Below are 23,857 nucleotides of genomic sequence, written 5' to 3' on the forward strand. Positions count from 1 at the left end.
GAAGGCCGGGGCTGTACCCGGCACGCGAGACCGGGCGGCGCAGGAGCGACCCCATGTCTTTTGCCTTGCAGCCCGCGCGCGCCGCGGGTGCCCCCATCCAGCCCGTTTCCGCCGAAGAACAGCGCGTGCGCGTCGACCTGGCCGCCGCCTACCGCCTGGCCGCGCGCGAGGGCTGGGACGACCTGATCTACACCCATATCTCCGCCACGGTGCCGGGCGAGCCCGATCACTTCCTGATCAACCCCTTCGGCTTTGCCTTCGACGAGATCCGCGCCAGCGACCTGGTCAAGATCAACGGCCGCGGCGAGGTCGTCGGCGCGACCGTGCATCCGGTCAATGTGACCGGCTTTGCGCTGCACGCCGCGGTGCATGCGGCGCGCGCCGACGCGATGTGCGTGATGCACCTGCATAACACCGCCGGCATTGCCGTATCGGCGCAGGCCGAGGGGCTGCTGCCGCTGTCGCAGCATGCGATGCGCTTCCACGGCCGCATGGCCTACCACGACTACGAAGGCCTGGCCTTCACCCCGGCCGAGGGCGCGCGGCTGACCGCATCGCTGGGTGCGCATCCGGCCATGCTGTTGCGCAACCACGGCACGCTGACGGTGGGCCGCACCGTGGCCGAGGCCTATGTGCTGATGGCGACGCTGATCAAGGCCTGCGAGATCCAGATTGCCGCCCAGGCGGGCGGTGCGCTGGTGCAGCCCGGCGCGGCCGTGGCGGACAAGACCTCGGAGCAGCTCTACGACAATGGCGCCGTCGAAGGCGTGATGGAGTGGCCCGCGCTGCTGCGCAAACTGGATAGAATCGATCCTTCATACCGGGACTGAGCGGGATCGATTTCCCGCCGCGACTCAACCACATACATCAAAGGAGCATTGCATGCCGACTTTCCACGTCGAAATGTTTGAAGGCCGCACCATCGAGCAGAAGCGCAAGTTTGTCGAAGAAGTGACCCGCGTCAGCTGCGAGACCCTGGGCTGCTCGGCCTCGGCCGTCGACATCATCATCACCGACATCAAGCGCGAGAACTGGGCCACCGGCGGCGAGCTGTGGGCCGACAAGAAGTAAGGCTCCATTCAGCCCCACACTGACCACCATGCAGCACTTCGCCTCTGACAACTACGCCGGCTTCTGCCCGGAATCGCTCAAGTATTTCCTGGAAGCCAACGCCAGCGGCCATGAGCAGGCCTACGGCGACGATACCTGGACGCAGAAGGTCTGCGACCGTATCCGCGACCTGTTCCAGACCGACTGCGAAGTGTTCTTCGTGTTCAACGGCACGGCGGCCAACTCGCTGGCGCTGTCGGCGCTGTGCCAGTCGTACCACTCGGTGATCTGCCACGAGCTGGCGCATATCGAGACCGACGAATGCGGCGGCCCGGAGTTCTTCTCCAACGGCTCCAAGCTGCTGACCGCGCCCGGCGCCGACGGCAAGCTCACGCCCGACGCGGTCGAGGCGCTGGTGACGCGCCGCTCCGATATCCATTACCCCAAGCCCAAGGTGGTGTCGCTGACGCAGTCGACCGAAGTCGGCACCGTCTACAGCGTGGAAGAGGTGCGCGCGATCGCTGCCATCGCCAAGCGCCGCCAGCTGCGCGTGCACATGGACGGCGCGCGCTTTGCCAACGCGGTGGCGTCGCTGGGCGTGCATCCGTCCGAGATCACCTGGCGCGCCGGCGTCGACGTGCTGTGCTTCGGCGGCACCAAGAACGGCCTGCCGGTGGGCGAGGCGGTGGTGTTCTTCGACCGCCGCCTGGCCGAGGACTTTGCCTACCGCGTCAAGCAGGCCGGGCAGCTGGCGTCGAAGATGCGCTTTATCTCCGCGCCGTGGCTGGGTTTGCTCGAGAACGACGTATGGCTCGCCAACGCGCGCCATGCCAATGCGATGGCGCAACTGCTGCAGCAGCGCATCAGCGATATTCCGGGCGTTCGCATCATGTTCCCGACGCAGTCCAACGCCGTGTTCGCCGAGCTGCCGCTGCCCGCGATCGAGGCGCTGCGCGCCAGGGGCTGGCGCTTCTATACCTTTATCGGCGCCGGCGGCTGCCGTTTCATGTGTTCATGGGACCTGCAACCGCAGACGGTCGAGGCGCTGGCCGCCGACATGCGGGCGGCTTGCGGCGCCTGACCGGCACCCATACCTATAACGACGAGACCCTTCAGGAGCCCCCAAATGCAATACCGATTCTGCCCGCAGTGCGGCGCGCCGCTTGAGGTGCTGCCGCTGTCCGGGCGCGAACGCCACGCCTGCGTGCAGCAGGAATGCGGCTTCGTGCACTGGAACAACCCGCTGCCGGTGCTGGCGGCGGTGGTGGAGTACCAGGACAAGCTGCTGCTGGCGCGCAATGCCGCCTGGCCGGAGACCATGTTCGCGCTGGTGACGGGCTTCCTGGAGCGCGACGAGCCGCCCGAGCTGGGCGTGGCGCGCGAACTGAAGGAAGAGACCAACCTCGATACCGAGTCGGTGTCGCTGATCGGCGTCTACGAGTTCATGCGCAAGAACGAGCTGATCATCGCCTACCACGTCAAGGCGACCGGCACCGTGGCGCTGTCCGAGGAACTGGCCGACTACAAGCTGGTGGCGCCGGAGGATGTGCGTGTCTGGTCGGCCGGCACCGGCTTCGCGGTGGCCGACTGGCTGGCCGCGCGCGGCTATCCGGTGCGCTTCTTCGACCGCCAGACCGGCGCCGACATTCCGGACCCGCGCCGCCCGCACGACTTCAGCCTGGTCGGGGGTTCGCTACAATACCGTTGGTGAGGCTGGCCTCCGGCCAGCCGCCCAGCCCCCAGAATCGAAGGAAGAGACGAATGGAGTTCCAGAAAGAAGTGGATGCGCGCGGCCTGAACTGCCCGCTGCCGATCCTGCGCACCAAGAAGGCCCTGGCCGACATGGCCAGCGGCGATGTGCTCAAGGTGCTGGCCACCGATCCCGGCGCCACGCGCGATTTCCAGGCCTTTGCCAAGCAGACCGGCAATGAGCTGCTGTCGCACTCGGAAGTGGACAAGGTGTTTGTGTTCTACATGCGCCGCCGCTGAAGCGCTCCCGCTCCCAAAGAAAAAAGCCGCGTAATTCTGCTTACGCGGCTTTTTTCTTTGGGGATTCTGCATCGATGAATATCACCACGATTTTCCAGGCGCGCGGCAATGCGAGATTGGCGCAAATCGCAAGTTGTGCATTATTCCAGGCGGGACCTCTCGCGAGGATTATCCCATTGCGTTTTCTGCCGGTTTGGGGCTGCATTATCGTCCCCATAATGCCGGCGCCGCGGCACGTGTGTTTACCCGGATTGGGCTGTCTTTTATGTATGCGCTAAATTACTACTGCGCCCTTGCCTGGTGCCGTGATGGTCACTGTGGGGGCCGAAGCTGATCAAGTGATTCAGGAGAGGCGATGCCAAGGGACGTCCGTATCCGAGCCGCTGGAATTGCCGATATTCAAGCTATTTCGGAAGTGCTGCAGCAATGTGGGTTGTCAGTTGAGAATGTGAAGCCGGCCGCATGTCTGTGCCATGTCGCTGAATTCGGGGAAATCGTAGCTGGTTGTGCCTGCGGGGAAATATTCGACCAGACCTTTGTCGTCAGGACCGTTGGCGTGCTTCCCGATTTTCGGGACCGAAGAATTGCCACCCATCTGGTTGCCGCCCTGTTGATGCGCGCCCGCGCTAATGGTTGCACCAAGGCCGTCCTGCTGACGACGGAGCATCCGGCTTTTTTGCGCGCTATGGCTTCTCGCTGACATCCGTGGACGAGTTGCCGACCGAGCTGGAATTGTCCAGGGAATTTCAACGCCGCTTCGGCGCCTGGACGCACTGCATGTGCCGCCGCCTGGACTGAGGCGGGGCAAGACGGAGCGCGGGGGCACATGCAGTGCGTCCCCCCCCCCCGTCGCCGGCTGCGTGCCGGCGGGCCTCAGGTGATCGCGCTCAGCTGCCAGGGTACGAACTCGTTCTGACCGTAGCCGTGCAGCTCGCTGCGTGAACGCTTGCCGGAGGCCGTATCCAGCATCAGCCGGAACAGTTCCTCACCGAGCCCGCCAATGGTGGCGCTGCCGTCCAGCACGGCGCCGCAGTTCAGGTCCATGTCGTCTGACTGGCGTTGCCACAGCGCGGTATTGGTCGCCAGCTTGACCGAGGGCGAGGGCGCACAGCCGTAGGCCGAGCCGCGCCCCGTGGTGAAGCAGATCAGGTTGGCGCCCCCCGCGACCTGGCCGGTCGCGGAGATGGGGTCGTAGCCCGGCGTGTCCATGAACACCAGGCCGCGCGCGCGCACCGGCTGCGCGTACTCATAGACCTCGGCCAGGTTGGCCGAGCCGCCCTTGGCGATGCCGCCCAGGGATTTTTCCAGCACGGTGGTCAGCCCGCCCGCCTTGTTGCCTGCCGACGGGTTGTTGTCCATGCTGGCACCGTGGCGCGCGCAATAGTCCTCCCACCAGCGGATGCGCGCCACCAGCTTGCGGCCGATTTCCGGTGTCTGTGCGCGGCGCGTGAGCAGGTGCTCGGCGCCGTAGATTTCGGGCGTTTCGGAGAGGATGGCGGTGCCGCCGTGGCGCACGAGCAGGTCTACCGCCGCGCCCAGCACCGGGTTCGCCGAGATGCCCGAGTAGCCGTCGGAGCCGCCGCACTGCAGGCCCACCACCAGGTGGCTGGCAGGCACCGGCTGGCGCTGCACGGCATTCGCGGCGGGCAGCATCTCCTGGATCATGGCGATGCCGCGTGCGATGGTCCTGGTGGTGCCGCCGCTGTCCTGGATGGTGAAGGTCTGCAGGCGGTCGTCGTGGGCCAGCCCCTGGGTGGCAAGCAGCGCCGAAATCTGGTTGGTCTCGCAGCCCAGCCCGATCACCAGCACGCTGGCGAAGTTGGGATGGCAGGCATAGCCGCCCAGCGTGCGCTGCAGCAGCGCCAGCCCTTCCCCCTGCGGGTCCACCGCGCAACCGACGCCGTGCGTGAGCGCCACCACGCCGTCGACGTTGGGATAGGCGGCCAGCGCCTCGGGATGGATGTCGCGGCGGAAGTGGTCGGCAATGGCGCGCGCCACCGTGGCCGAGCAGTTCACCGAGGTCAGGATGCCGATGTAGTTGCGCGTGGCCACGCGGCCATCGGCCCGCACGATGCCCGCGAAGGTGGCCGGCGCTGCCACCGGCTCCGGCGCGCGCGCATCGGCGCCATAGGCATAGTCGCGCGTGAAGTCGCCCATGGCCAGGTTGTGGGTGTGCACGTGCTGGCCGGGACGGATGTCCTGGCTGGCGAAGCCGATGATCTGCCCGTAGCGGCGCACCGCCTCGCCGGCGCCGATGGCGCGCGTTGCCACCTTGTGGCCGGGCGGGACCAGGCCGAGCACAGTCACGTCTTCTGCGTCGAGCGTGGTGCCTGCCACGAGCTGGTCGCGGGCAATGACGACGTCGTCTTCCGGGTGCAGCCGGATCACGCGCAAGGCGGCGTGCGGCTGTGCTGCCTTGCCGGGGTTGGCAGGTGCGTTCATGCGATGGGCTCCCTCGTTCCTTATTTCAGCATCTCGGCCGGCAGCGACAGGCCGAAATGGCGCTTGTAGATGTCATTGATCCTGCCGTTCTTCAGGTTGGTCCTGACCCAGCCGTCCAGCCAGTCCTTGAGGGCCGTATCGCCCTTGCGCAGGCCGATCGCATAGGGAAAGGTCTGCATTACGAACTTGATCTCCAGGTCGCGCGACGGATTGCTGCGCCTGACCTCCGGGATCACGCTGATGGCCGCGGCCAGGTAGTCCTGCTGGCCGGTGGAGACCGCGGTATTGGTGGTCGCGTCATCCTCGTAGCGCACGATATTCACCGCGGCCACGGCCTTGGCGCCCCGGCTCAGTTCCTGGTCGCTGGTGGTGCCGCGCGTGACCGCGACGGTCTTGCCCGACAGGTCGGCGAAGGACTTGACCTGGGCCTTGGTCGGGCCGCCCACCACCACGGGGATCACGCCATACGGCTCGGAGAAATCGATGACCTTCTTGCGCGCGTCCGTCACGGAAAAGGAGGCCAGCACCACGTCCGCCTTGCGGGTGAGGAGGAAGGGCACGCGGTTGGGGCCCGTGACCGGAACGATCTCAAGTTCGACGCCCAGGTCCTTGGCGAGCAGGCGCGCGGTCTCGATGTCGGAGCCGCTCTGCCTGGCTTGCGCATCCAGCATGCCGTAGGGCGGCGCGCTGATATCGACCGCCACCAGGATCTTCTTGCGCTGCTTGATGGTGTCGAGCGTGTCGGCCGAGGCGGCGGAGGTGCCGGCCAGCAGCAGGGCGGCGAGTGGGGCAAAGAGATAGCGGCGATAGTTCATGAGGTTGCCTCCGTATTGTTGGATATCGAATCGGGTTCTTGCTGCGCGGGCGCCGCCGCGCTTACAGGCCGTTGCTGACGAACTGGCGCAGTTCCGGCGTGGCAGGTTCGTCAAGCAGCCTGCCGCTGCCGCATTCCCAGACGATGCCCTGGTGCATGAACATGATCTGGTCTGCCACCGAGCGCGCGAACGACATCTCGTGCGTGACCAGCACCATGGTCATGCCGTCTTCGGCCAGTTTTTCAATGACCCGCAGCACCTCGCCGGTAAGCTCGGGATCGAGCGCGGAAGTGACTTCGTCGAACAGCATCAGGCGCGGCTGCATGGCCAGCGAGCGCGCGATGGCGACGCGCTGCTGCTGGCCGCCGGAGAGCTGTTCCGGGTAGTAGTCGGCGCGCTCTTCCATGCCGACTTGCCGCAGCACGTGGCGGGCCAGTTCGCCCGCTTCCTTGCGCCCCATGCCCTTGACCTTGCGCGGTGCCAGCGTGATGTTCTCGGCCACGGTCAGGTGCGGGAACAGGTTGTAGCTCTGGAACACGATGCCGACTTCCTTGCGCAGCGCGCCCAGGTCAACAGCGTCCTCGTGCATGGCATGGCCGCACACATGCAGGGCCCCGCCGCTCACGCGCTCCAGTCCGTCGATGCAGCGCAGGGCCGTGCTCTTGCCCGAGCCGCTGCGGCCGATCAGGGCCACCACCTCGCCGCGGCGCACCGAGAAGCTCACGCCCTTGAGGATTTCCACTTGTCCGAAGGACTTGCTTACCTTGTCGAAGCGGACCACTTCGTCCACGCTTGTCTCCATGACGTTCCTTTGTTGTCGGGTTTTGGCGCTGTCAGGCTCAGGCGCGTGCCTTGTTGAAGCGGCGCTCCAGGCGGTACGAGAGCATTGAGAGCGGATAGCAGATGGCGAAATACAGCGCCGCGGCGATGGTGAACACCAGGAAGGGCTTGAAGGTGGAGTTGTTGACCACGCGCGCCGAATAGGTCAGGTCGAAGAAGCCGATCACCACCGCGTACGACGAGTTCTTCACGATCTGCACCAGGAAGCTCACCGTGGGCGCAATGGCAATGCGGGCGGCCTGCGGCAGGATCACGTACACCGCCCGCTGCAGCGGCGTGAGCGCCAGGCATTCGGCGGCCTCCCACTGCGTGCGCGGCACGGCCTGGATGCAGCCCTTCCAGATCTCGCCGAGGTAGGCGCTGGAATACGCCGTCATCGCGATCCCCGCGGCGACCAGCGCCGGCAGCTCGAAGCCGCCCACGCTGATGCCGAAATACACCACGAACATGATCACCGGCAGCGGCACGCCCTGTACCAGCTGGACGTAGGCGCCCGTGAGCATGCGCAGCGCGCGCCCGCCGCGGCTGCGCGCCAGCGCCAGCGGTACGCCCACCAGCGCGCCGCCGGCAAAGCCCATGCCTGCCAGCAGCAAGGTCCAGCCGGCGCCGCGCAGGATGAACAACACTTGATCGAAAGAGATTCCGTGCATGAGGCGCGCTCCGGTTCAGAGAGGGGTTTGCAGGCGCCGGCGGCGCGTAAAGGCCAGGGCGCCGATGCCTGCCATCGACAGGCGCAGCAGCCAGGACAGCAGCAGGTAGACGAGCGCGATCACCAGGTAGATCTCGAAGCCGCGGAAGGTCTCCGACTGGATGCGGTAGCCCACCGCGGTGAGTTCCTCGGCCGAGATCTGCGACATGATCGAAGTGGCCAGCATCATCAGCACGAACTGGCTGATCAGCGCCGGATACATGCGCTCCACCGCTTGCGGCAACACCACCAGGCGCAGCATCTGCCAGCGCGACAGCCCCAGGCAGGAAGCGGCCTCGAGCTGGCCGCGCGGCACCGACTCGATGCCGGCGCGCACGATTTCGGTGGTATAGGCCGACACGTTCACGACCAGCGCCACCACCGCCGCCGCCATGGCCGGCACCCGCACCTGCACCGCCGCCAGCCCGAAGAAGAGCCAGAAGGCCTGGATCACCAGCGGCGTATTGCGGATCACGTCCACATACACCGTGACGCAGCGGCGCGCCCACGCGGGGCCTTGCGTGCGCACCACGGCCAGCGCCGTGCCCAGCACGAAGCCGAACACGATGGTGGCGACCGACATGCGCAAGGTCAGCCACACGCCGTCGAGCAAGTCCCGCCACCCCGTGGACAGGAAACTGAAATCAAACTGGTAGTCCATCGGCGCGGGTTTCTCCTTCTCGTGGCGCCGCCGCGGCCGGCGCGCGCCCTGTCTCTTGTTGTGGCTTCGTTGTCGTGCTTGCGGCGTGCGACACGCGCCGTGGTGGGACGAAATATATGACCATTGCCGGCAATGGTCAATATCAGTGGATACCCGTGTATGATGGAATGCGATGAGATGCCCTGGCGTGCCGCCATGGCTACACTGACCGACCGCCACGTTCTGGAGACAAAGTGCCGAGCCCATCGATGACGACACGAGACCAAAATCGCGTCGCCCCCCTTGCTGCCAGCCTGGAAGCGGAGGAAGCCAGCCGCCATGCGCCGATCTACGCGTTGATCCACCAGGTGCTGCGCAAGGCGATGCTGGACGGGACGCTGGAGCAGGGCACCGTGCTGCTGGAAGGGCCGGTCGCGGAGATCCTGCGCGCCACCCGCTCGCCGGTGCGGCAGGCCTTGCGCGAGCTGGAGGCCGAAGGCCTGGTCAGCCGCTTCGACGGGCGCGGCTATGTCGCCGGCCCGGCCGGCACCGAGCCCAGGCGCGTGCCGCTGGACGCGGCCATGCTGGGCGTGGACAGCGCGCCGGACGTGGCACGCAAGACGCTGGGCTGGGAGGTCATCTACGACGAGGTGGAGCGCAACCTGGTCCACCTGTCGGTGTTCGGGCGCTACCGTGTCAACGAAGTCGAACTGGCGCGCTATTTCAACGTGGGGCGCACCGTGGTGCGCGATGTGCTGCTGCGCCTGGAAAGCCTGGGCATCCTGGAGAAGGACGAGCGCCAGCGCTGGGTCATCATCCCGCTGGATGCGCAGCGCATCCACGATCTCTACGAGCTGCGCTCACTGGTGGAGCCGGCCGCGCTGCGCGGCGCCATCGTCAATGCGGACGCGGCCGAGCTGGCTGCCATGATGGAAGACCTGCACAAGGTGCAGCGTGTCTACCCGAAGGTGTCGCGCACCGCCATGGACAAGCTGGAGCATGACCTGCACGTGCGCCTGCTGTCGCTGTGCCCGAACAAGGAGCTGCTGGGCAGCCTGCAGCGCACGCGCTGCATCCTGACCCTGAGCAAGCATGTACTGGGAGCGTCGGCGCCGATGCCGCAGGAAGATCCCTTCCTCTCCGAGCACATGGCCGTGCTGCAGGCCGCCGCCGCAGGCGCGCCGCGCAAGGCCGCTGAGCTGTTGCGGGAACACCTGGAGCTGTCGTGCGCGAAGGTCACGCAGCGGGCCGGGCTGGTGCGCGAAACGTTCGCGCTGCCGACGGTGTCCTACATCGCCTGAGCGCAAATAAGGAGAGGCCGCAAGCCTCCCGGCATTTGCCGGAATGGTTGCGGCCTCTCACGGCTGCAGACGTCCAGGAACTTCCTTTCCTGTCCGCAGGGCAGGGCGCGATCAGCTGCCGATGCCGGTCAGGTGCTCGCGCGATTCCAGGTAGGCGCTGAATTCAGTCCCGACTTCCGGGTGCTTCAAGGCAAATTCAACGGTTGCCTTCAGGTAGCCCAGCTTGCTGCCGCAGTCATAGCGGCGGCCCTGGTAGCGGTAGGCCAGCACCTGCTCCTGGCCCAGCAGCGACTGGATCGCGTCGGTCAGCTGCAGCTCGCCGCCGGCGCCCGGCTTCAGGTCGCGCAGGTGTTCGAAGATGCGCGGGGTCAGGATATAGCGGCCGACCACGCCCAGGTTGGACGGCGCGTCTTCCGGCGCCGGCTTCTCGATGATGCCCGAGACCTTGATCACGTCCGCATCCCATTCGCGGCCGTCGATCACGCCATAGGAGCGGCTTTGCTCCGGCGTGATCTCCTCGACCCCCAGCACCGAGCAATTGTAGTGGTTGAAGGTATCCACCATCTGCTTCATCACCGGCGGGTTGCCGTCGATCAGGTCATCGGCCAGCATCACCGCGAACGGCGTGTCGCCGACCAGCTTGGCCGCGCACAGCACCGCATGGCCCAAGCCCAGCGCTTCGGGCTGGCGCACGTAGAAGCACTCCACGTTGGCGGGCTTGATCGAGCGCACCACGTCCAGCAGCGCCTGCTTGTTCTTGGCCTCAAGCTCCACTTCCAGCTCGAAGGCCTTGTCGAAATGGTCCTCGATGGCGCGCTTGGAGCGGCCGGTGACAAAGATCATCTCGGTAATGCCGGCGGCCATGGCTTCTTCCACGGCGTACTGGATCAGCGGCTTGTCCACCACCGGAAGCATTTCCTTGGGGCTGGCCTTGGTGGCCGGCAGGAAGCGAGTGCCCAGGCCCGCAACCGGGAACACAGCCTTGGTGACGCGATTTTCCATATCAGGTGTACCTCTCAGATTCCAGTCCATAACCCTGCCAGCCATTGCGGGCGCCGTCTGTCCGGTTCTGTCCGACGAAGCCGGACAGAACCCCCGGCAGGCAGGGGCGTGAATGCGGCCGCCGTGCCGTCAGGCCGGCAGCCGCTGCAGCTGGCCCTGCAGCTTGGCCAGCGTCTGCTCGAAATCGGCCAGGCGCTGCGTCTCTTGCGCCACCACGGCTGGCGGTGCCTTGGCGACAAAGCTCTCGTTGGAGAGCTTGGCGCGGCACTTGCCGATTTCGCCACCGATGCGCTCGACTTCCTTCGACAGGCGCGCGCGCTCGGCGCCGACATCGATCTCGATCTTCAGCAGCAGGTGGTTGCCCCCGGCAATGGCGACCGGCGCGCCGGCGCCTTCAGCCTGCAGGGCAGCTTCATCTTCGAAGACGCGTACCTCGGAAAGTTTCGCAAGTGCCTGGATATGTGCGCTCGCCGCCTTCAGGAAGGTGCTGTCACCCTCAGCATAGAGCGGGATGCGCTGGGCCGGCGAGATGTTCATCTCGCCGCGCAGGTTGCGGCAGGCATCGATCACTTCCTTCAGGCGCGCAACCCATTGCTCGGCTTGCTCGTCGATCTTGGCGACCGCCGGCAGCGGGTAGGGCTGCAGCGCGATGGTCTCGGAGCCGTCACCCTTGGCGCGGCCGGCCAGCGGGGCCACCTTCTGCCACAGCTCTTCGGTGATGAAGGGGATGATCGGATGCGCCAGGCGCAGCACGGTCTCGAGCACGCGCAGCAGCGTGCGCCGCGTGGCGCGCTGCTGGGCCTCGGTGCCGTTCTGGATCTGCACCTTGGCCAGTTCCAGGTACCAGTCGCAGTATTCGTCCCAGACGAACTTGTAGATGGCGTTGGCGATATTGTCGAAGCGGTATTCGGCAAAGCCCTTCTCGACCTCGGCTTCCACGCGCTGCAGCAGCGACACGATCCAGCGGTCGGCCTGCGAGAAATCCAGGTAGCCGTCCGGGCCGCAGTCGTTGTTGCACGGGCCCATGCCGCAGTCATGGCCTTCGGTGTTCATCAGCACGAAGCGGGTCGCGTTCCACAGCTTGTTGCAGAAGTTGCGGTAGCCCTCGCAGCGGCCGGTATCGAAGTTGACGTTGCGGCCCAGCGTGGCCAGCGACGCGAAGGTGAAGCGCAGCGCGTCGGCGCCGAAGGCGGGAATGCCCTCGGGGAATTCCTTTTTCGTCTTCTTTTCGATCTTGGGCGCGTCCTTGGGGCGGCGCAGGCCGGTGGTGCGCTTCTGCAGCAGCGTGTCGAGGTCGATGCCGTCGATCAGGTCCACCGGGTCCAGCGTGTTGCCCTCGGACTTGCTCATCTTCTTGCCTTCCGAATCGCGCACCAGGCCGTGCACGTAGACGGTATGGAAGGGCACCTTGCCGATGAAGTGCTTGGTCATCATGACCATGCGCGCCACCCAGAAGAAGATGATGTCGTAGCCGGTCACCAGCACCGACGACGGCAGGAAGTGATGCATCTCGGGCGTTTCTCCCGGCCAGCCCAGCGAGGAGAAGGGCACCAGCGCCGACGAGAACCAGGTGTCGAGCACGTCTTCCTCGCGGCGCAGGCTGCCGGTGCTGCCGGCGGCCTTTGCCTTGGCCAGCGCTTCTTCTTCGGTGCGGCCGACAAAGCAGTTGCCGGCATCGTCGTACCACGCCGGGATCTGGTGGCCCCACCACAGCTGGCGCGAGATGCACCAGTCCTGGATATTGCCCAGCCACTGGTTGTAGGTGCTGATCCAGTTTTCCGGCACCAGCTTGATCTCGCCGCTCTGCACGGCTTCCAGCGCCACCTCGGCGATCGAGCGGCCCGGGTAGAAGGTGCCTTCCGGCGCCGGCTTGCTCATGGCGACGAACCACTGGTCGGTCAGCATCGGTTCGATCGCGCTGCCGGTGCGCTCGCTGCGCGGGGTCATCAGCTTGTGCTTCTTGATGTCGGCCAGCAGGCCGCGCTTGTCCAGGTCCTCGACGATGGCGCGGCGCGCGTCGAAGCGGTCCAGGCCGGCGTAGGCGGCGGGGGCGTCGGCAACGATCTTCGCGTCCAGCGTCAGGATCGACAGCTGCGGCAGGTTGTGGCGCTGGCCCACCGCATAGTCGTTGAAGTCATGGCCCGGGGTCACCTTGACCACGCCGGTGCCGAACTCGCGGTCGACGTACTCGTCGGCAATCACCGGGATCTGGCGCTCGGTCAGCGGCAGCTGCACGAACTTGCCGATCAGGTGCGCATAGCGCTCGTCTTCCGGGTGGACCATCACGGCCACGTCGCCCAGCATGGTTTCGGGGCGGGTGGTGGCCACGGTCAGGTGGGTCAGGCCGCCCTTGGCGTCAGCCTCGACCAGCGGATAGTGGATATGCCACAGCGAGCCTTCTTCCTCGACGCTGTCGACTTCCAGGTCCGACACCGCGGTGCCCAGCACCGGGTCCCAGTTGACCAGGCGCTTGCCGCGATAGATCAGGCCCTGTTCGTGCAGGCGCACGAAAGCTTCGGTGACCGCCTTCGACATCTCGGGCGACATCGTGAAGTACTCGCGGCTCCAGTCGATCGAAGCGCCCATGCGCCGCACCTGGCGGGTGATGGTCGAGCCCGACTCTTCCTTCCAGGCCCACACCTTCTCGGTGAACTTCTCGCGGCCCAGGTCATGGCGCGACACGCCCTGCGACTCGAGCTGGCGCTCCACCACGATCTGGGTGGCGATGCCGGCGTGGTCGGTGCCCGGCACCCACAGCGTATTGGCGCCGCTCATGCGCGCATGGCGCGCCAGGCCGTCCATGATGGTCTGGTTGAACGCGTGGCCCATATGCAGCGTGCCGGTCACATTGGGCGGCGGCAGCTGGATCGCAAAGTCCGGGCGGGCAGGGTCGAAGGTCGGCTTGGCGATGCCGCGCTTCTCCCACTCTGGGCCCCATTTCGCCTCGATGGCGGTGGGTTCGAAGCTTTTGGCGAGGGACTGGTCTTGGGCGGTCATGCTGGGATGTCGATATTGGCGTCGGGGGTCGTCGCAGGGTGCTTCGGCCTGCGCCTGGCGAGGCGGCGGCCGTCGGCGGCCGGCATTGCGCCAGTAAAACGTTAAATTATACGGGGGGTGGCAGGCTGGTGCCTATTTCCCGGCCATCCGGCCCCGCCGGATGTGACTTGCAGGACAGGGCCCGCCGGTATAATCGCCGTCAATCCACAAGGCTCATCCGATGTCCGACCTGCTTGCCAACCTGAACGCCGAACAACTAGCCGCCGTCACCCTGCCTGACGAACCGGCGCTGATCCTGGCGGGCGCGGGCAGCGGCAAGACCCGCGTGCTGACCACGCGCATCGCCTGGCTGATCCAGAACGGCCGGGTCTCGCCGGCGGGCATCCTGGCGGTGACCTTTACCAACAAGGCCGCCAAGGAAATGCAGACGCGCCTGTCGTCGATGCTGCCGATCAACACCCGCGGCATGTGGATCGGCACCTTCCACGGCCTGTGCAACCGCATGCTGCGCGCGCATTTCCGCGACGCCGGGCTGCCCCAGACCTTTGCCATCCTGGACAGCCAGGACCAGCTCTCGGCGCTCAAGCGGCTGCTCAAGTCGCTCAACGTCGACGATGAGAAGTACCCGGCCAAGAACCTGCAGTACTTCATCAACAACGCCAAGGAGCAGGGCCTGCGCCCGGCCGACGTCGAGGCCAACGACGACTTCAACAAGCGCTTTGTCGACCTCTACGCCGCCTACGACCTGCAGTGCCAGCGCGAAGGCGTGGTCGACTTTGCCGAGCTGCTGCTGCGCTGCTACGAGCTGCTGCGCTACAACGACGCCATCCGCCAGCACTACCAGCACCGCTTCCGCCACGTGCTGGTCGACGAGTTCCAGGACACCAACGTGCTGCAGTACCAGTGGCTCAAGCTGCTGGCCGGCTACGGCACGCAGAACCCGGCCGCGGTCTTTGCCGTGGGCGACGATGACCAGAGCATCTATGCGTTCCGCGGCGCCAACGTCGGCAATATGCGCGACTTCGAGCACGAGTTCCGCGTGCGCCGGCTGATCAAGCTGGAGCAGAACTACCGCTCGCACGGGCATATCCTGGATTCGGCCAACCACCTGATCTCGCACAACGCGCGCCGCCTGGGCAAGAACCTGCGCACCGACGCCGGCCACGGCGAGCCGGTGCGGGTGTTCCAGGGCGGCTCGGACGGCCAGGAAGCCGCCTGGATCATCGAGGAGATCCGCGACCAGATCGCGCAGGGCGCCAGCCGCGCCGAGATTGCCATCCTGTACCGCAGCAACGCGCAGTCGCGCGTGATCGAGCATGCGCTGTTCTCGGCCGGCATCGCGTACCGCGTCTATGGCGGCCTGCGCTTCTTCGAGCGCGCCGAAATCAAGCACGCGCTGGCCTATATGCAGCTGCTGGAGAACCCGCGCAACGATGCCGCCTTTGGCCGCGTGGTCAACTTCCCGGCGCGCGGCATCGGCGCGCGCTCGCTGGAAGTGCTGCAGGACATGGCGCGCCAGTATGACTGCGCGCTGGCCGAGGCGGTGGCCTACGTGCCCGGCGCGGCCGGCAGCAAGCTGGCAGCGTTTGCGCGCCTGGTAGAGAAGATGCGCGAGGACACGCGCCGCATGACGCTGGCCGAGACCGTCGAGTACGTGATCAACCACAGCGGCCTGATCACCCACTACCAGGGCGAGAAGGAAGGCCAGGACCGCATCGAGAACTTGCAGGAACTGGTGACCGCCGCGCAGGCCTTCGTGGTCGAGGAAGGCTACGGCCTGGAGGCGCTGGCCGCGGTGATCCCGGTTGACCGCAGCCCCGCCGCCCCGGCACTGGCCGACGGCGACCAGGCCCAGCAGGTGCTGGATCCGGAAGCGCTGCCGGTGGTGATGACGCCGCTGGTCGCGTTCCTGACCCATGCCTCGCTGGAAGCCGGCGACAACCAGGCCCAGGCCGGCCAGGACGCGGTGCAGATGATGACCGTGCATGCGGCCAAGGGGCTGGAGTTCGACGTGGTCTTCATCACCGGGATGGAAGAGGGCCTGTTCCCGCACGAGAACAGCATGATGGACCCGGACGGCGTGGAGGAAGAGCGCCGCCTGATGTACGTGGCGATCACGCGCGCGCGCAAGCGGCTCTACATGTCGTTCGCGCAAAGCCGCATGCTGCACGGCCAGACCCGCTACCACGTGCGCTCACGCTTCTTCGAGGAACTGCCCGAGGCCTCGCTCAAGTGGCTGACGCCGCCGGCGCAGGGCTACGGCGGCGTGCGCCGCCAGGAGCGCGACAGCGCCTGGGGCCGCGACTGGTTCCGCAAGCCCGAGGACGTGCCTTATACCGGCACGCGCCCCACCGGCGGCATGGACAACGGCAACGGCTATGCCGATGCCAAGCGCGAGGCCGGCACCGGCTTCCGGGTGGGGCAGTCGGTGTTCCACAACAAGTTTGGCGAAGGCGTGATCACCGCGCTGGAAGGCGAGGGCACCGACGCACGCGCCAATATCAACTTCAAGCGCAACGGCGCCAAGTGGCTGGCGCTGTCGGTGGCGAAGCTGGACGCGATCGACTGAACGGGTCCGGCTTCGCTGCGCGCCATGCCGCGCCCCCGGGAGGCTCAGGGCAGGGCGTGGCGGACCTCGCCAGCCTTTTCGTCGGGGCTGTCCACCGTCAGCAGCGGATTGATGAACAGCGACGCCAGCGCGCCAACCCCGAGCAGCGCCCCCGAGATCATGAACGGCAGGTCATAGCTGCCGGTGCGCTCGATCAGGTAGCCGAACACCACCGGCGACACCATGCCGGCCACGCCGAAGCCGGTGTTCATCATGCCGCCCGCGGTGCCGGCGTACTTGCCGGCGATGTCCAGCGGCAGGCTCCACAGCACCGCGTTGGTCAGCTCCAGGAAGAAGAACGACAGCGACAGCAGGATCACCGCGTTGACGGCATCGGCCGTGAAGGTCATCGGCGCGATGAACATCAGCGAGCCGGCCAGCCCCACGAACAGGACCGCGCCGCGCGCCAGGCGCAGGTTGCCGGTGCGCTTGTAGATCCGGTCCGACAGCACGCCGCCGAGCGTATCGCCGACCACGCCGGCCATCAGCGGCAGCGCGGTGAACAGCGCCAGCTGCTTCAGGTCGAAGCCGCGTGCCTCCTTCAGGTACGAAGGCAGCCACGTCAGGTAGACCCACAGCGACCAGCCGTAGCAGAAGTCGACGAAGGTCACCAGCCACATGCGCCGGAACAGGCGCCGCCACGGCGTGGCCGCCTTGGCGGCCTGCCGGCTGTCGCCCTGCCGGTAGCCGATCTCCTGCAGCTCCTGCGCGGTCACGCGGCTGTGCTTGTCGGGCGAATCCTTGAAAAAGAAGGCGTACAGCAAGGTCCAGCCGAGGCTGACAGCGCCCAGCACGATAAAGGCTTCGCGCCAGCCGGCGGCGGCCACGATGACCAGCACGACCGGCGGCGTGATCGCGCCGCCCAGCCGCGCGAAGCTGTGGGTGATGCCCTGCGCGAAGCCGCGCTCCGCCACCGGCATCCAGTAGGTGAAGGCGCGCGTCGCGGTCGGGAACGCGCCGCCTTCGCCGATGCCCAGCACGAAGCGCAGCACCACCAGCATCAGCACGCTGCCCGCGAAGCCGGTCAGCACGGTGGCCACGCCCCAGATCAGCGACAGCACGATCAGCACCTTCTTGGGCCCGAACTTGTCGGCCATCCAGCCGCCGAGGATCTGCATGGCGGCATAGGGGTAGGCAAAGGCCGAGAACACCAGCCCCAGCTGCGATGTGGTCAGCCCCATTTCCTCGCGGATCAGGGGGGCGGCGACCGAGATGTTGACGCGGTCGATATAGGCGATGAAATACATCAGGCACATGACGCCCAGGATCATGTGCCGGGTCTTGATACGTTGCTTCATAACCACCTCCTATGCGCGGCGCGCGCGTGGTGTTGACGGGGCGGCGGCCGGCGCACGGTCCGTAGCCATGCGCTTGCGGCGCGCCGGGGGCGCGGCGCCGGCCGCGCTGCCCCGTCCTTGAGCAATCTGTCTGCAGTCTTGAGTCGTGTCTCCTGGTCTGGTGGATTCCGGTCGGGCAGGCTCCTTGGCGAGGGTTGTGGAAGGGGGGAAGGTTCAGGCGTGGTCGAGCAGCTTCAGCCGTTGCACCTTGCCGGACGGGCCGCGCGGCAGCTCGGCGATAAAGCGGAACTCCTTCGGCGTCTTGTAGCGGCCCAGCTCGCGCAGGCAATGCGCGCGCAGCGCCGCGTCATCACAGCGCGCGGCCTCGCGCATGACCACGTAGGCAACGATCTCCTGCCCGTAGGCCGGGTCCGGCACGCCGACCGCCGCGGCTTCGAGCACGGCCGGATGGCGCAGCAGGGCCTCGTCGATCTCGCGCGGGGCGATGTTCTCGCCGCCCTTGATGATCAGTTCCTTGGCGCGCCCGCTGATGTAGAAATAGCCGTCGGCGTCGCGGTAGCCGAGGTCGCCCGTGCGCAGCCAGCCATCGTGCGTAAAGGCCTCGCGCGTGATATCCGGCGCCTTGTAGTAGCCTGCCATCACGCTCTCGCCCTGCAGCACGATCTCGCCGACCTGTCCGTCAGGCACCGGCTTGCCGTCGCGCCCGAGTACGCGTGCGCGCGTGCCAGATGGCCTGCCGATGCTGCCGATGCGCCGCTGGCCCGGGTCGAGCGGATTGCTGAACGCCGGTGCGGCAGTCTCGGTCATGCCCATGGTCTCGATCACGCCGATGCCGAAGCGCGCCTCGAAGGCGCGGTGATGCTCGGGCGGCAGCGCGGCCGAGGCCGAGCGGCAGAAGCGCACGCCGGCCGGAGCCTGGCCGTGCGGATCGTTCAGCAGGTAGGCGATGATGGTCGGCACCACGTTCAGCCAGGTGCAGCCGTGGCGCGCGCTGTCCTGCCAGAACGCGCTGGCGGAAAAGCGCATCGGCATCACCACCGAGCCGCCGTGCACCAGCGGCGCGATCGCGGTCACGACCAGGCCGTTGATGTGATACAGCGGCAGCGTCGCCAGCACCCGGTCGGCCGGCCCGAGGCAGTGCTCGCGGCTGACGTTGGCGCCGTTGGCCACCAGGTTGCGCTGCGTCAGCAGCACGCCTTTGGGCGTGCCGGTGGTGCCGGACGTGTACATGAGCAGTGCGGGCGCGTCAGGCTGCGGTGGGGGCAGTGGCGACGCAGCGGCATGCGTGGCCGGCAGTGCCGGCAGGCTGTTGGCGTCGGGCGCGGTGACGAGCACCGGCACGTCCAGCCCGGCCTCGCGCAGGGCTTCGCGGATGGCGGCTTCTCCGTCGGGCCAGGTGAAGACCAGCCGCGTATCCGAATGCCCCAGGATGTAGCGCAGCTGCGCCGGCTGGCACAGCAGGTTGATCGGGTTGACGACCAGCCCGCAGGCCATGGTGCCGAGCAGGAGCCGCGCGGTCTGCTCGCCGTTGGGCAGGTACACCGACACCGTCTGGCCGCTGCCCAGGCCGGCTGCCGCATAGCGGCGGCCGAGCGTGCCGGCGTCCGTCGCCAGCGCGCCGAACGTCAGCGCATGGCCGCTGTCCGGGGACAACAGGTAGGGCTTGTCGGGCCACTGCGCGGCGCGCACGGCTATCAGCGCTGCAAGCGTGTCGAACACCTCGGGTTCCGTGCGCGCGTTCATTTGCCGACCCTCGCGAAGTAATCGCCCAGCAGGTCCGCTTCATCGGGCACGTGCTCGGCGATGGGCACGGCGATGCGGGTGATGTTCAGGTATTGGCGCCAGCCGAGGTTGTCCGAGAAGTTGTTGCCGCCCCAGGTGCCGCAGCCCATCGACAACGAGAACGGCAGGCCGTTGTCGAAATTCCCGCCGGTGGCGAAGCAGTGCGCCTGGTTCACGATCACGCGCGCCACCGGCAGTTCCTGTCCGAGCTGCAGCGCATGGCGTGGGTTGGACGAATGCAGGCTGACCGAATGCCCGGCGCCCATATAGGCGTACAGGCTCGCCACGCGCTCGACCGCCGCCGCGAAGTCGGCCGCGCGGTAGAGCGTCAGCACGGGCGAGAGCTTCTCGCCGGAGAAGGGGTAGTCGCTGCCGACACCGGCTTCCTCCACCAGCAGCATCGCGGGCTGCAGCGCGCGCACGCGTTCCAGCCCGGCGAGCTCGGCAATGCGGGTCGCGCTCTGTCCCGTGAAGGTGCCGGCGAGCTTGCCGTCGCGCCACATCAGCGCCTGCAGCCGCGCTTTCTCCGAAGCCGTGAGCAGCACGCCGCGGACCGCCGCCAGGGCGTCGAGCATGGGTGTGTAGACCGCGTCGAGCACGACCAGGCTGTTCTCCGAAGAGCAACTGGTGGCATTGTCGAAGGTCTTGGAGCGCACCACCTTGGCCGCCGCGTCATCCAGCGTGGCGCTGGCGTCGATGATCGATGCCACATTGCCGGCGCCCACGCCGAAGGCCGGTGTGCCGCAGGTGTAGGCCATGCGCACGTTGGCCTGCGAGCCGGTCGCGACCACCAGGTCGGCCTGCCGCATGAGCTCCGCCGTCGCGGCCTTCGAGACCGGCGCGGGCAGCATCTGGACCAGGTCGGCGGGCAGGCCGGCGCGCGCAAACTCGGCGTGGATGAACGACAGCAGCAGCGCGCAGGTGTCCTGCCCCTTCGGCGACGGCGCCACGATCACGCTGTTGCCGCACTTGAGCGCGTTGATGATCTTGTTGGCCGGCGTGGCCGCGGGATTGGTCGAAGGCGTAATGGCCGCCACCACGCCCACGGGCCGCGCGATCTCGGTGATGCCGGCTGCCGCATCCTGCGCGATCACGCCCACCGTCCTGCGGCCATGCAGGTCGCGCAGCAGGCCCAGCGTCTTGCGGTGGTTCTTGCGGATCTTGTCGTCGACATTGCCCAGCCCGGTGTCGGCGACGGCACGCTCGGCCAGCTGGCGGTTGCGCGCGGGCTCCATGATGGCCCACGCGGCTGCGGCGACTGCCGTGTCGATGGTGGCCTGGTCGGCACGCGCGAACTCGCGCTGCGCCTGCCTGGCCCGGGCCACGACCGCAGCGACGGCTTCAGCCGCGGCTTGCGCTGGCTGCACGGGCAGCGATGCCGTCGCTAGGGGCAAATCGGAATTGTTGGACTGCCGGCGATGCAGTATTTGCACACTCATGGATTCGACTCCGCGGTTTGGACGGTCAGGGCCGCCGCGCTTTGTCGTGCACTTCGCGGCACCGTCGGCGGCCCTGGATCGAATCTAGTGAAGCGGGGCAGACAGGCCGTCCCAATTTGTGCGCTTTCGCGAGTGCGCAGCCGGGGTGCGATCGAGAATTCAGTTTTCGGGACGGCCATGCGTCCCGGAATCCTTTAAATTTGATCCATGAGCAATCATTCGAATGCCGCCGCCGTGCGCGCCTTCCGCATTCTCGAGATCCTGTCCGCGGCCGACGGACCGCTGTCGCTGGCGGCCATCGTGCAGGCGATCGAGCTGCCGAAGCAGACCGTCCACCGCATCCTCAAGCAGCTGGAAAGCACGTGGCTGGTGTCGCGCACGGCCGGCAACCGCCACTACGAGTGCTCATCGCGCGTGCGGCAGCTGGCCGTCAATGTGCTGATGCAGGCAGGTCCGGCGGCGGCGCGCCATGCGATCCTGCAGCAGCTGGTCGACAAGATCGGTGAGACCTGCAACCTGACCATGCTGTCCGGCGACGACGTGGTCTACCTGGACCGCGTGGAAACGCAATGGCCGCTGCGCATGCACCTGCAGCCGGGCTCGCGGGTGCCGCTGCACTGCACCGCCAGCGGCAAGCTGTTGCTGGCGTTCCTGCCGAGCGCGCAGCGCCAGCGCCTGGTTGCCAGCCTGCCGCTGCGCGCGCACTCGGCGCACACCATTACCAATGCCGAGGCCTTGCACGCGGAACTGGCCGAGACACGGCAGCGGCGTTTGGGGGTCAACAATCAGGAAAACCTGGAAGGCATGATCGCGGTCGCGGTGCCGGTGATGCGCAACCGGAGCCGCGCCTGCGCGGCGATTGCCGTGCAGGTGCCGATGGCACGCATGACGATGGACCAGCTGATGGGATTCGTGCCGGACCTGCGCCTGGCAGCGGACGAGATGGTGAAGACGTTCTGCGAATAGCCCGTGAGGGCGGTGTGCTCCCTCTCCCGCAAGCGGGAGAGGGAGCACACAATCGCGTAGCGAGCGCCCGTTGTTCAGGCCCCGGGAGTTGCCGGCGCGGCCGGATCCACCCCCGGCGGCGTCACGTTGAAGCAGCCGCGATACGTGGCATAGAACGAGCAGTACAGGATCGCCAGCATCAGCAGCGAATACGGCGTGACCAGGAACGACAGCACCGTTTCCGCGCCGAAGGCGCTGAACACCGCCTCCAGGAAGAACGGGATCGCCACCAGCAGCATCGCGAACAGCACCGCGTAGGTGAGGAATGCGCCGCGGTTGCGCCAGCACGCGGTCCAGCTGAAGAACAGTGCCTTGACCGGCGGCACGCCGTGCCAGGCTGCCAGCAGCGGCGCGAACCAGAACATCATCGCGATCGGCGTGTACAGCAGCGCGCCGATCAGCATGGCGTAGTACAGCTGGCGCACCGCTTCGGCGGTCGGCGCTTCTTCCTTCAGCACGATCGGCACCAGCGCGCTCATGTCGACCACCGAGCCGGCGATCAGCCCCAGCATGAACACCAGCCCGGCGTAGATGCCGCCCAGCACCAGCAGGTTGCGCGTGGCTTCCTTGCCGTTGGCGCGGAAACCCGCCAGCAGCACGGTGGGCATCACCCGCTTGTTCTGGATCACGTCGCGGCATGCGGTCATCACGCCGACCGACAGGCCGGGGGTGACCACCAGCAGCGCGATAATGCCGATCAGCGGCACCACGATGGCCAGCTGCGCGGCGATCAGGTAGACGAACAGCAGCATCAGGAAGGTCAGCGGGTTCTTGCGGAACAGCCAGATGCCCTGGCGGAACCAGGTGTAGCCTTCCTTGGCAGGGACTTCCAGTAGTTGCATACGGATCAGATCCAGGGGAGCGGGGCGCTTGCAGGGTCCGCGCCGATGCGCCGGCGCAGGATGCGTTCGAAATGGGTCGGGTCGTGCGGTTGCAGCATGTCGGCCTCGCGCGGCAGGTAGAAGTCCCACAGTCGCGATACCCAGAAGCGCAGCGCACCCGCGCGCAGCATGTCCTGCCAGTGCGCGGCCTCGGTGGCGGTCAGCGGCCTCACGGCATGATAAGCCCGCAGCAAGGCCTGCGTGCGCGCGGGGTCGAGTTCGCCGCTGGCCAGGTCGATGCACCAGTCGTTGACGGTGACCGCCACATCGAACAGCCACTTGTCGTTGCCGGCGAAGTAGAAGTCGAAGAATCCGCCCAGGCGGTGGCGTCCGCTGCCGTCTTCCTCGAACAGCGCGTTGTCGCGGAACAGGTCGCAGTGGCACGGGCCCGAGCCCAGGCCGGCGTAGTCCGCGCTGGCGAAGAAGGCGGCCTGGTGGGCGATCTCCTGCTGCAGCAGCGCGCGCTGGCCGGCATCCAGGAAGGGCAGGATCTCAGGCTCGGTCTGCCGCCACCAGGGCAGGCTGCGCAGGTTGGGCTGCTGGCGCGGATAGTCCTGGCCGGCCAGGTGCATGCGTGCCAGCATGTCGCCCACTTCAGCGCAGTGCTGCGCGTCGGGCGCCAGTTGCGATGCTCCGGGCAGGCGCGTGACGATGGTGGCGGGCTTGCCCTTGAGCGGGCGCAGGATCTCGCCGTCGCGCGCCGGGATCGGCGCGGGCACGCGGATGCCGCGCTCGGCCAGGTGCGCCATCAGGTGCAGGTAGTACGGCAGCTGCGCGAACGTGAGCCGCTCGAAAATGGTCAGCACATACTGGCGCGTCTGGCCATCGTGCTCCGTGGTAAGGAAGAAATTGCTGTTCTCGATGCCCGAGGCGATGCCGCGCAGCTCGCGCACTTCGCCAAGGTTGAAATCCAGCAGCCAGCGGGCGATCTCGTCCTGCGAGACCGTGGTGAATACGGCCATACTCGTTGTGTGAAGCGAATCGGAAAGCGGCGGGCACCGGTTCCGGACAAAGTCCGGACCGCCGCCGCGGCATGACACTGCCGGAGGGCCGGCGCGGCCTGGGGCTTACGCCAGGCCG

At 67.1% G+C, this 23,857-nt stretch carries 21 protein-coding genes; 9 read left to right on the top strand and 12 right to left on the bottom strand.

Features of this window, described 5'->3' with window-relative positions; translation table 11 throughout:
- The first annotated feature begins 53 nt into the window (after positions 1-53).
- From AC3WON_RS07665 to AC3WON_RS07690, 6 genes are all read left to right on the top strand, one after another.
- Positions 54-830 (top strand): class II aldolase/adducin family protein, encoded by a 777-nt coding sequence (locus tag AC3WON_RS07665; protein WP_492318739.1) that lies wholly within the window; start codon positions 54-56, stop codon positions 828-830.
- Between the two features lie 52 nt (positions 831-882).
- A complete protein-coding gene (locus tag AC3WON_RS07670; protein ID WP_010813672.1) occupies positions 883-1,071 on the top strand; it encodes a 4-oxalocrotonate tautomerase in 189 nt (62 codons plus the stop codon).
- Between the two features lie 28 nt (positions 1,072-1,099).
- The gene (locus AC3WON_RS07675) at positions 1,100-2,131 is read left to right on the top strand and encodes a threonine aldolase family protein (protein ID WP_058696664.1); all 1,032 of its coding nucleotides are present in this window, start codon (positions 1,100-1,102) and stop codon (positions 2,129-2,131) included.
- Positions 2,132-2,176: 45 nt separating this feature from the next.
- Positions 2,177-2,761 (top strand): NUDIX domain-containing protein, encoded by a 585-nt coding sequence (locus AC3WON_RS07680; RefSeq protein WP_010813670.1) that lies wholly within the window; start codon positions 2,177-2,179, stop codon positions 2,759-2,761.
- Positions 2,762-2,811: 50 nt separating this feature from the next.
- Entirely contained in the window at positions 2,812-3,039 is a 228-nt protein-coding gene (locus AC3WON_RS07685; RefSeq protein ID WP_010813669.1) for a sulfurtransferase TusA family protein, read from the top strand.
- A gap of 355 nt (positions 3,040-3,394) precedes the next feature.
- Positions 3,395-3,739 carry a GNAT family N-acetyltransferase gene (locus AC3WON_RS07690; protein ID WP_492351545.1) on the top strand — a complete coding sequence of 115 codons (345 nt, stop codon included), beginning with the start codon at positions 3,395-3,397 and terminating at the stop codon, positions 3,737-3,739.
- Between the two features lie 173 nt (positions 3,740-3,912).
- Here the strand turns inward: AC3WON_RS07690 and AC3WON_RS07695 are convergent, their stop codons facing one another.
- The 5 genes from AC3WON_RS07695 to AC3WON_RS07715 all read right to left on the bottom strand — a co-directional run bounded on the left by AC3WON_RS07695 (position 3,913) and on the right by AC3WON_RS07715 (position 8,485).
- Entirely contained in the window at positions 3,913-5,481 is a 1,569-nt protein-coding gene (locus AC3WON_RS07695; protein ID WP_492318736.1) for a UxaA family hydrolase, read from the bottom strand.
- Between the two features lie 20 nt (positions 5,482-5,501).
- Positions 5,502-6,296, bottom strand: a complete 795-nt coding sequence (locus AC3WON_RS07700) for a transporter substrate-binding domain-containing protein (protein WP_492351546.1) — start codon at positions 6,294-6,296, stop codon at positions 5,502-5,504.
- A gap of 61 nt (positions 6,297-6,357) precedes the next feature.
- Positions 6,358-7,086, bottom strand: coding sequence for an amino acid ABC transporter ATP-binding protein (locus AC3WON_RS07705; protein ID WP_492351547.1), 729 nt, complete (start codon positions 7,084-7,086; stop codon positions 6,358-6,360).
- Positions 7,087-7,135: 49 nt separating this feature from the next.
- Entirely contained in the window at positions 7,136-7,786 is a 651-nt protein-coding gene (locus AC3WON_RS07710) for an amino acid ABC transporter permease (protein ID WP_492318733.1), read from the bottom strand.
- A 15-nt stretch (positions 7,787-7,801) separates the two neighbouring features.
- Positions 7,802-8,485: an amino acid ABC transporter permease gene (locus tag AC3WON_RS07715; RefSeq protein WP_010813663.1), complete on the bottom strand. Its 684-nt coding sequence runs from the start codon at positions 8,483-8,485 to the stop codon at positions 7,802-7,804.
- A 248-nt stretch (positions 8,486-8,733) separates the two neighbouring features.
- Here AC3WON_RS07715 and AC3WON_RS07720 point away from each other — a divergent pair, with 248 nt between their 5' ends.
- Entirely contained in the window at positions 8,734-9,765 is a 1,032-nt protein-coding gene (locus AC3WON_RS07720; protein ID WP_492351548.1) for a GntR family transcriptional regulator, read from the top strand.
- Positions 9,766-9,876: 111 nt separating this feature from the next.
- On the opposite strand, the gene galU is transcribed toward AC3WON_RS07720, so the two are convergent.
- Positions 9,877-10,767, bottom strand: coding sequence for a UTP--glucose-1-phosphate uridylyltransferase GalU (gene galU / locus AC3WON_RS07725; RefSeq protein WP_011615814.1), 891 nt, complete (start codon positions 10,765-10,767; stop codon positions 9,877-9,879).
- A 129-nt stretch (positions 10,768-10,896) separates the two neighbouring features.
- Positions 10,897-13,764, bottom strand: coding sequence for a valine--tRNA ligase (locus tag AC3WON_RS07730; RefSeq protein WP_492351549.1), 2,868 nt, complete (start codon positions 13,762-13,764; stop codon positions 10,897-10,899).
- Positions 13,765-13,984: 220 nt separating this feature from the next.
- Here AC3WON_RS07730 and AC3WON_RS07735 point away from each other — a divergent pair, with 220 nt between their 5' ends.
- Positions 13,985-16,333, top strand: a complete 2,349-nt coding sequence (locus AC3WON_RS07735) for a UvrD-helicase domain-containing protein (RefSeq protein ID WP_492318729.1) — start codon at positions 13,985-13,987, stop codon at positions 16,331-16,333.
- 44 nt (positions 16,334-16,377) lie between these two features.
- On the opposite strand, the gene AC3WON_RS07740 is transcribed toward AC3WON_RS07735, so the two are convergent.
- The 3 genes from AC3WON_RS07740 to sauS form a co-directional block, all read right to left on the bottom strand.
- Positions 16,378-17,670 carry an MFS transporter gene (locus AC3WON_RS07740; protein ID WP_492318728.1) on the bottom strand — a complete coding sequence of 431 codons (1,293 nt, stop codon included), beginning with the start codon at positions 17,668-17,670 and terminating at the stop codon, positions 16,378-16,380.
- Between the two features lie 213 nt (positions 17,671-17,883).
- Positions 17,884-19,413: an acyl--CoA ligase gene (locus tag AC3WON_RS07745; protein WP_492351550.1), complete on the bottom strand. Its 1,530-nt coding sequence runs from the start codon at positions 19,411-19,413 to the stop codon at positions 17,884-17,886.
- On the bottom strand, positions 19,410-20,891 hold the full coding sequence (sauS, locus tag AC3WON_RS07750; RefSeq protein WP_492351551.1) for an acylating sulfoacetaldehyde dehydrogenase: 1,482 nt from the start codon (positions 20,889-20,891) through the stop codon (positions 19,410-19,412). Before sauS ends, AC3WON_RS07745 begins: the two co-directional genes overlap by 4 nt.
- A 207-nt stretch (positions 20,892-21,098) precedes the next feature.
- Here sauS and AC3WON_RS07755 point away from each other — a divergent pair, with 207 nt between their 5' ends.
- A complete protein-coding gene (locus tag AC3WON_RS07755; RefSeq protein ID WP_010813655.1) occupies positions 21,099-21,857 on the top strand; it encodes an IclR family transcriptional regulator in 759 nt (252 codons plus the stop codon).
- Between the two features lie 74 nt (positions 21,858-21,931).
- Here AC3WON_RS07755 and AC3WON_RS07760 read toward each other — a convergent pair whose 3' ends face one another.
- Positions 21,932-22,738 carry a BPSS1780 family membrane protein gene (locus tag AC3WON_RS07760; RefSeq protein ID WP_492318725.1) on the bottom strand — a complete coding sequence of 269 codons (807 nt, stop codon included), beginning with the start codon at positions 22,736-22,738 and terminating at the stop codon, positions 21,932-21,934.
- Between the two features lie 5 nt (positions 22,739-22,743).
- On the bottom strand, positions 22,744-23,739 hold the full coding sequence (locus tag AC3WON_RS07765; RefSeq protein ID WP_492318724.1) for a homoserine kinase: 996 nt from the start codon (positions 23,737-23,739) through the stop codon (positions 22,744-22,746).
- Positions 23,740-23,857 lie beyond the last annotated feature (118 nt).

This window comes from Cupriavidus sp. FW305-46 (assembly GCF_058787075.1).

Bases quoted from the DNA above. Each gene is read 5' to 3' on its own strand.
- AC3WON_RS07665 (WP_492318739.1), top strand. From the start codon at position 54: ATGTCTTTTGCCTTGCAGCCCGCGCGCGCCGCGGGTGCCCCCATCCAG.
- AC3WON_RS07670 (WP_010813672.1), top strand. From the start codon at position 883: ATGCCGACTTTCCACGTCGAAATGTTTGAAGGCCGCACCATCGAGCAG.
- AC3WON_RS07675 (WP_058696664.1), top strand. From the start codon at position 1,100: ATGCAGCACTTCGCCTCTGACAACTACGCCGGCTTCTGCCCGGAATCG.
- AC3WON_RS07680 (WP_010813670.1), top strand. From the start codon at position 2,177: ATGCAATACCGATTCTGCCCGCAGTGCGGCGCGCCGCTTGAGGTGCTG.
- AC3WON_RS07685 (WP_010813669.1), top strand. From the start codon at position 2,812: ATGGAGTTCCAGAAAGAAGTGGATGCGCGCGGCCTGAACTGCCCGCTG.
- AC3WON_RS07690 (WP_492351545.1), top strand. From the start codon at position 3,395: ATGCCAAGGGACGTCCGTATCCGAGCCGCTGGAATTGCCGATATTCAA.
- AC3WON_RS07695 (WP_492318736.1), bottom strand. From the start codon at position 5,481: ATGAACGCACCTGCCAACCCCGGCAAGGCAGCACAGCCGCACGCCGCC.
- AC3WON_RS07700 (WP_492351546.1), bottom strand. From the start codon at position 6,296: ATGAACTATCGCCGCTATCTCTTTGCCCCACTCGCCGCCCTGCTGCTG.
- AC3WON_RS07710 (WP_492318733.1), bottom strand. From the start codon at position 7,786: ATGCACGGAATCTCTTTCGATCAAGTGTTGTTCATCCTGCGCGGCGCC.
- AC3WON_RS07715 (WP_010813663.1), bottom strand. From the start codon at position 8,485: ATGGACTACCAGTTTGATTTCAGTTTCCTGTCCACGGGGTGGCGGGAC.
- AC3WON_RS07720 (WP_492351548.1), top strand. From the start codon at position 8,734: ATGACGACACGAGACCAAAATCGCGTCGCCCCCCTTGCTGCCAGCCTG.
- galU (WP_011615814.1), bottom strand. From the start codon at position 10,767: ATGGAAAATCGCGTCACCAAGGCTGTGTTCCCGGTTGCGGGCCTGGGC.
- AC3WON_RS07730 (WP_492351549.1), bottom strand. From the start codon at position 13,764: ATGACCGCCCAAGACCAGTCCCTCGCCAAAAGCTTCGAACCCACCGCC.
- AC3WON_RS07735 (WP_492318729.1), top strand. From the start codon at position 13,985: ATGTCCGACCTGCTTGCCAACCTGAACGCCGAACAACTAGCCGCCGTC.
- AC3WON_RS07740 (WP_492318728.1), bottom strand. From the start codon at position 17,670: ATGAAGCAACGTATCAAGACCCGGCACATGATCCTGGGCGTCATGTGC.
- AC3WON_RS07745 (WP_492351550.1), bottom strand. From the start codon at position 19,413: ATGAACGCGCGCACGGAACCCGAGGTGTTCGACACGCTTGCAGCGCTG.
- sauS (WP_492351551.1), bottom strand. From the start codon at position 20,891: ATGAGTGTGCAAATACTGCATCGCCGGCAGTCCAACAATTCCGATTTG.
- AC3WON_RS07755 (WP_010813655.1), top strand. From the start codon at position 21,099: ATGAGCAATCATTCGAATGCCGCCGCCGTGCGCGCCTTCCGCATTCTC.
- AC3WON_RS07760 (WP_492318725.1), bottom strand. From the start codon at position 22,738: ATGCAACTACTGGAAGTCCCTGCCAAGGAAGGCTACACCTGGTTCCGC.
- AC3WON_RS07765 (WP_492318724.1), bottom strand. From the start codon at position 23,739: ATGGCCGTATTCACCACGGTCTCGCAGGACGAGATCGCCCGCTGGCTG.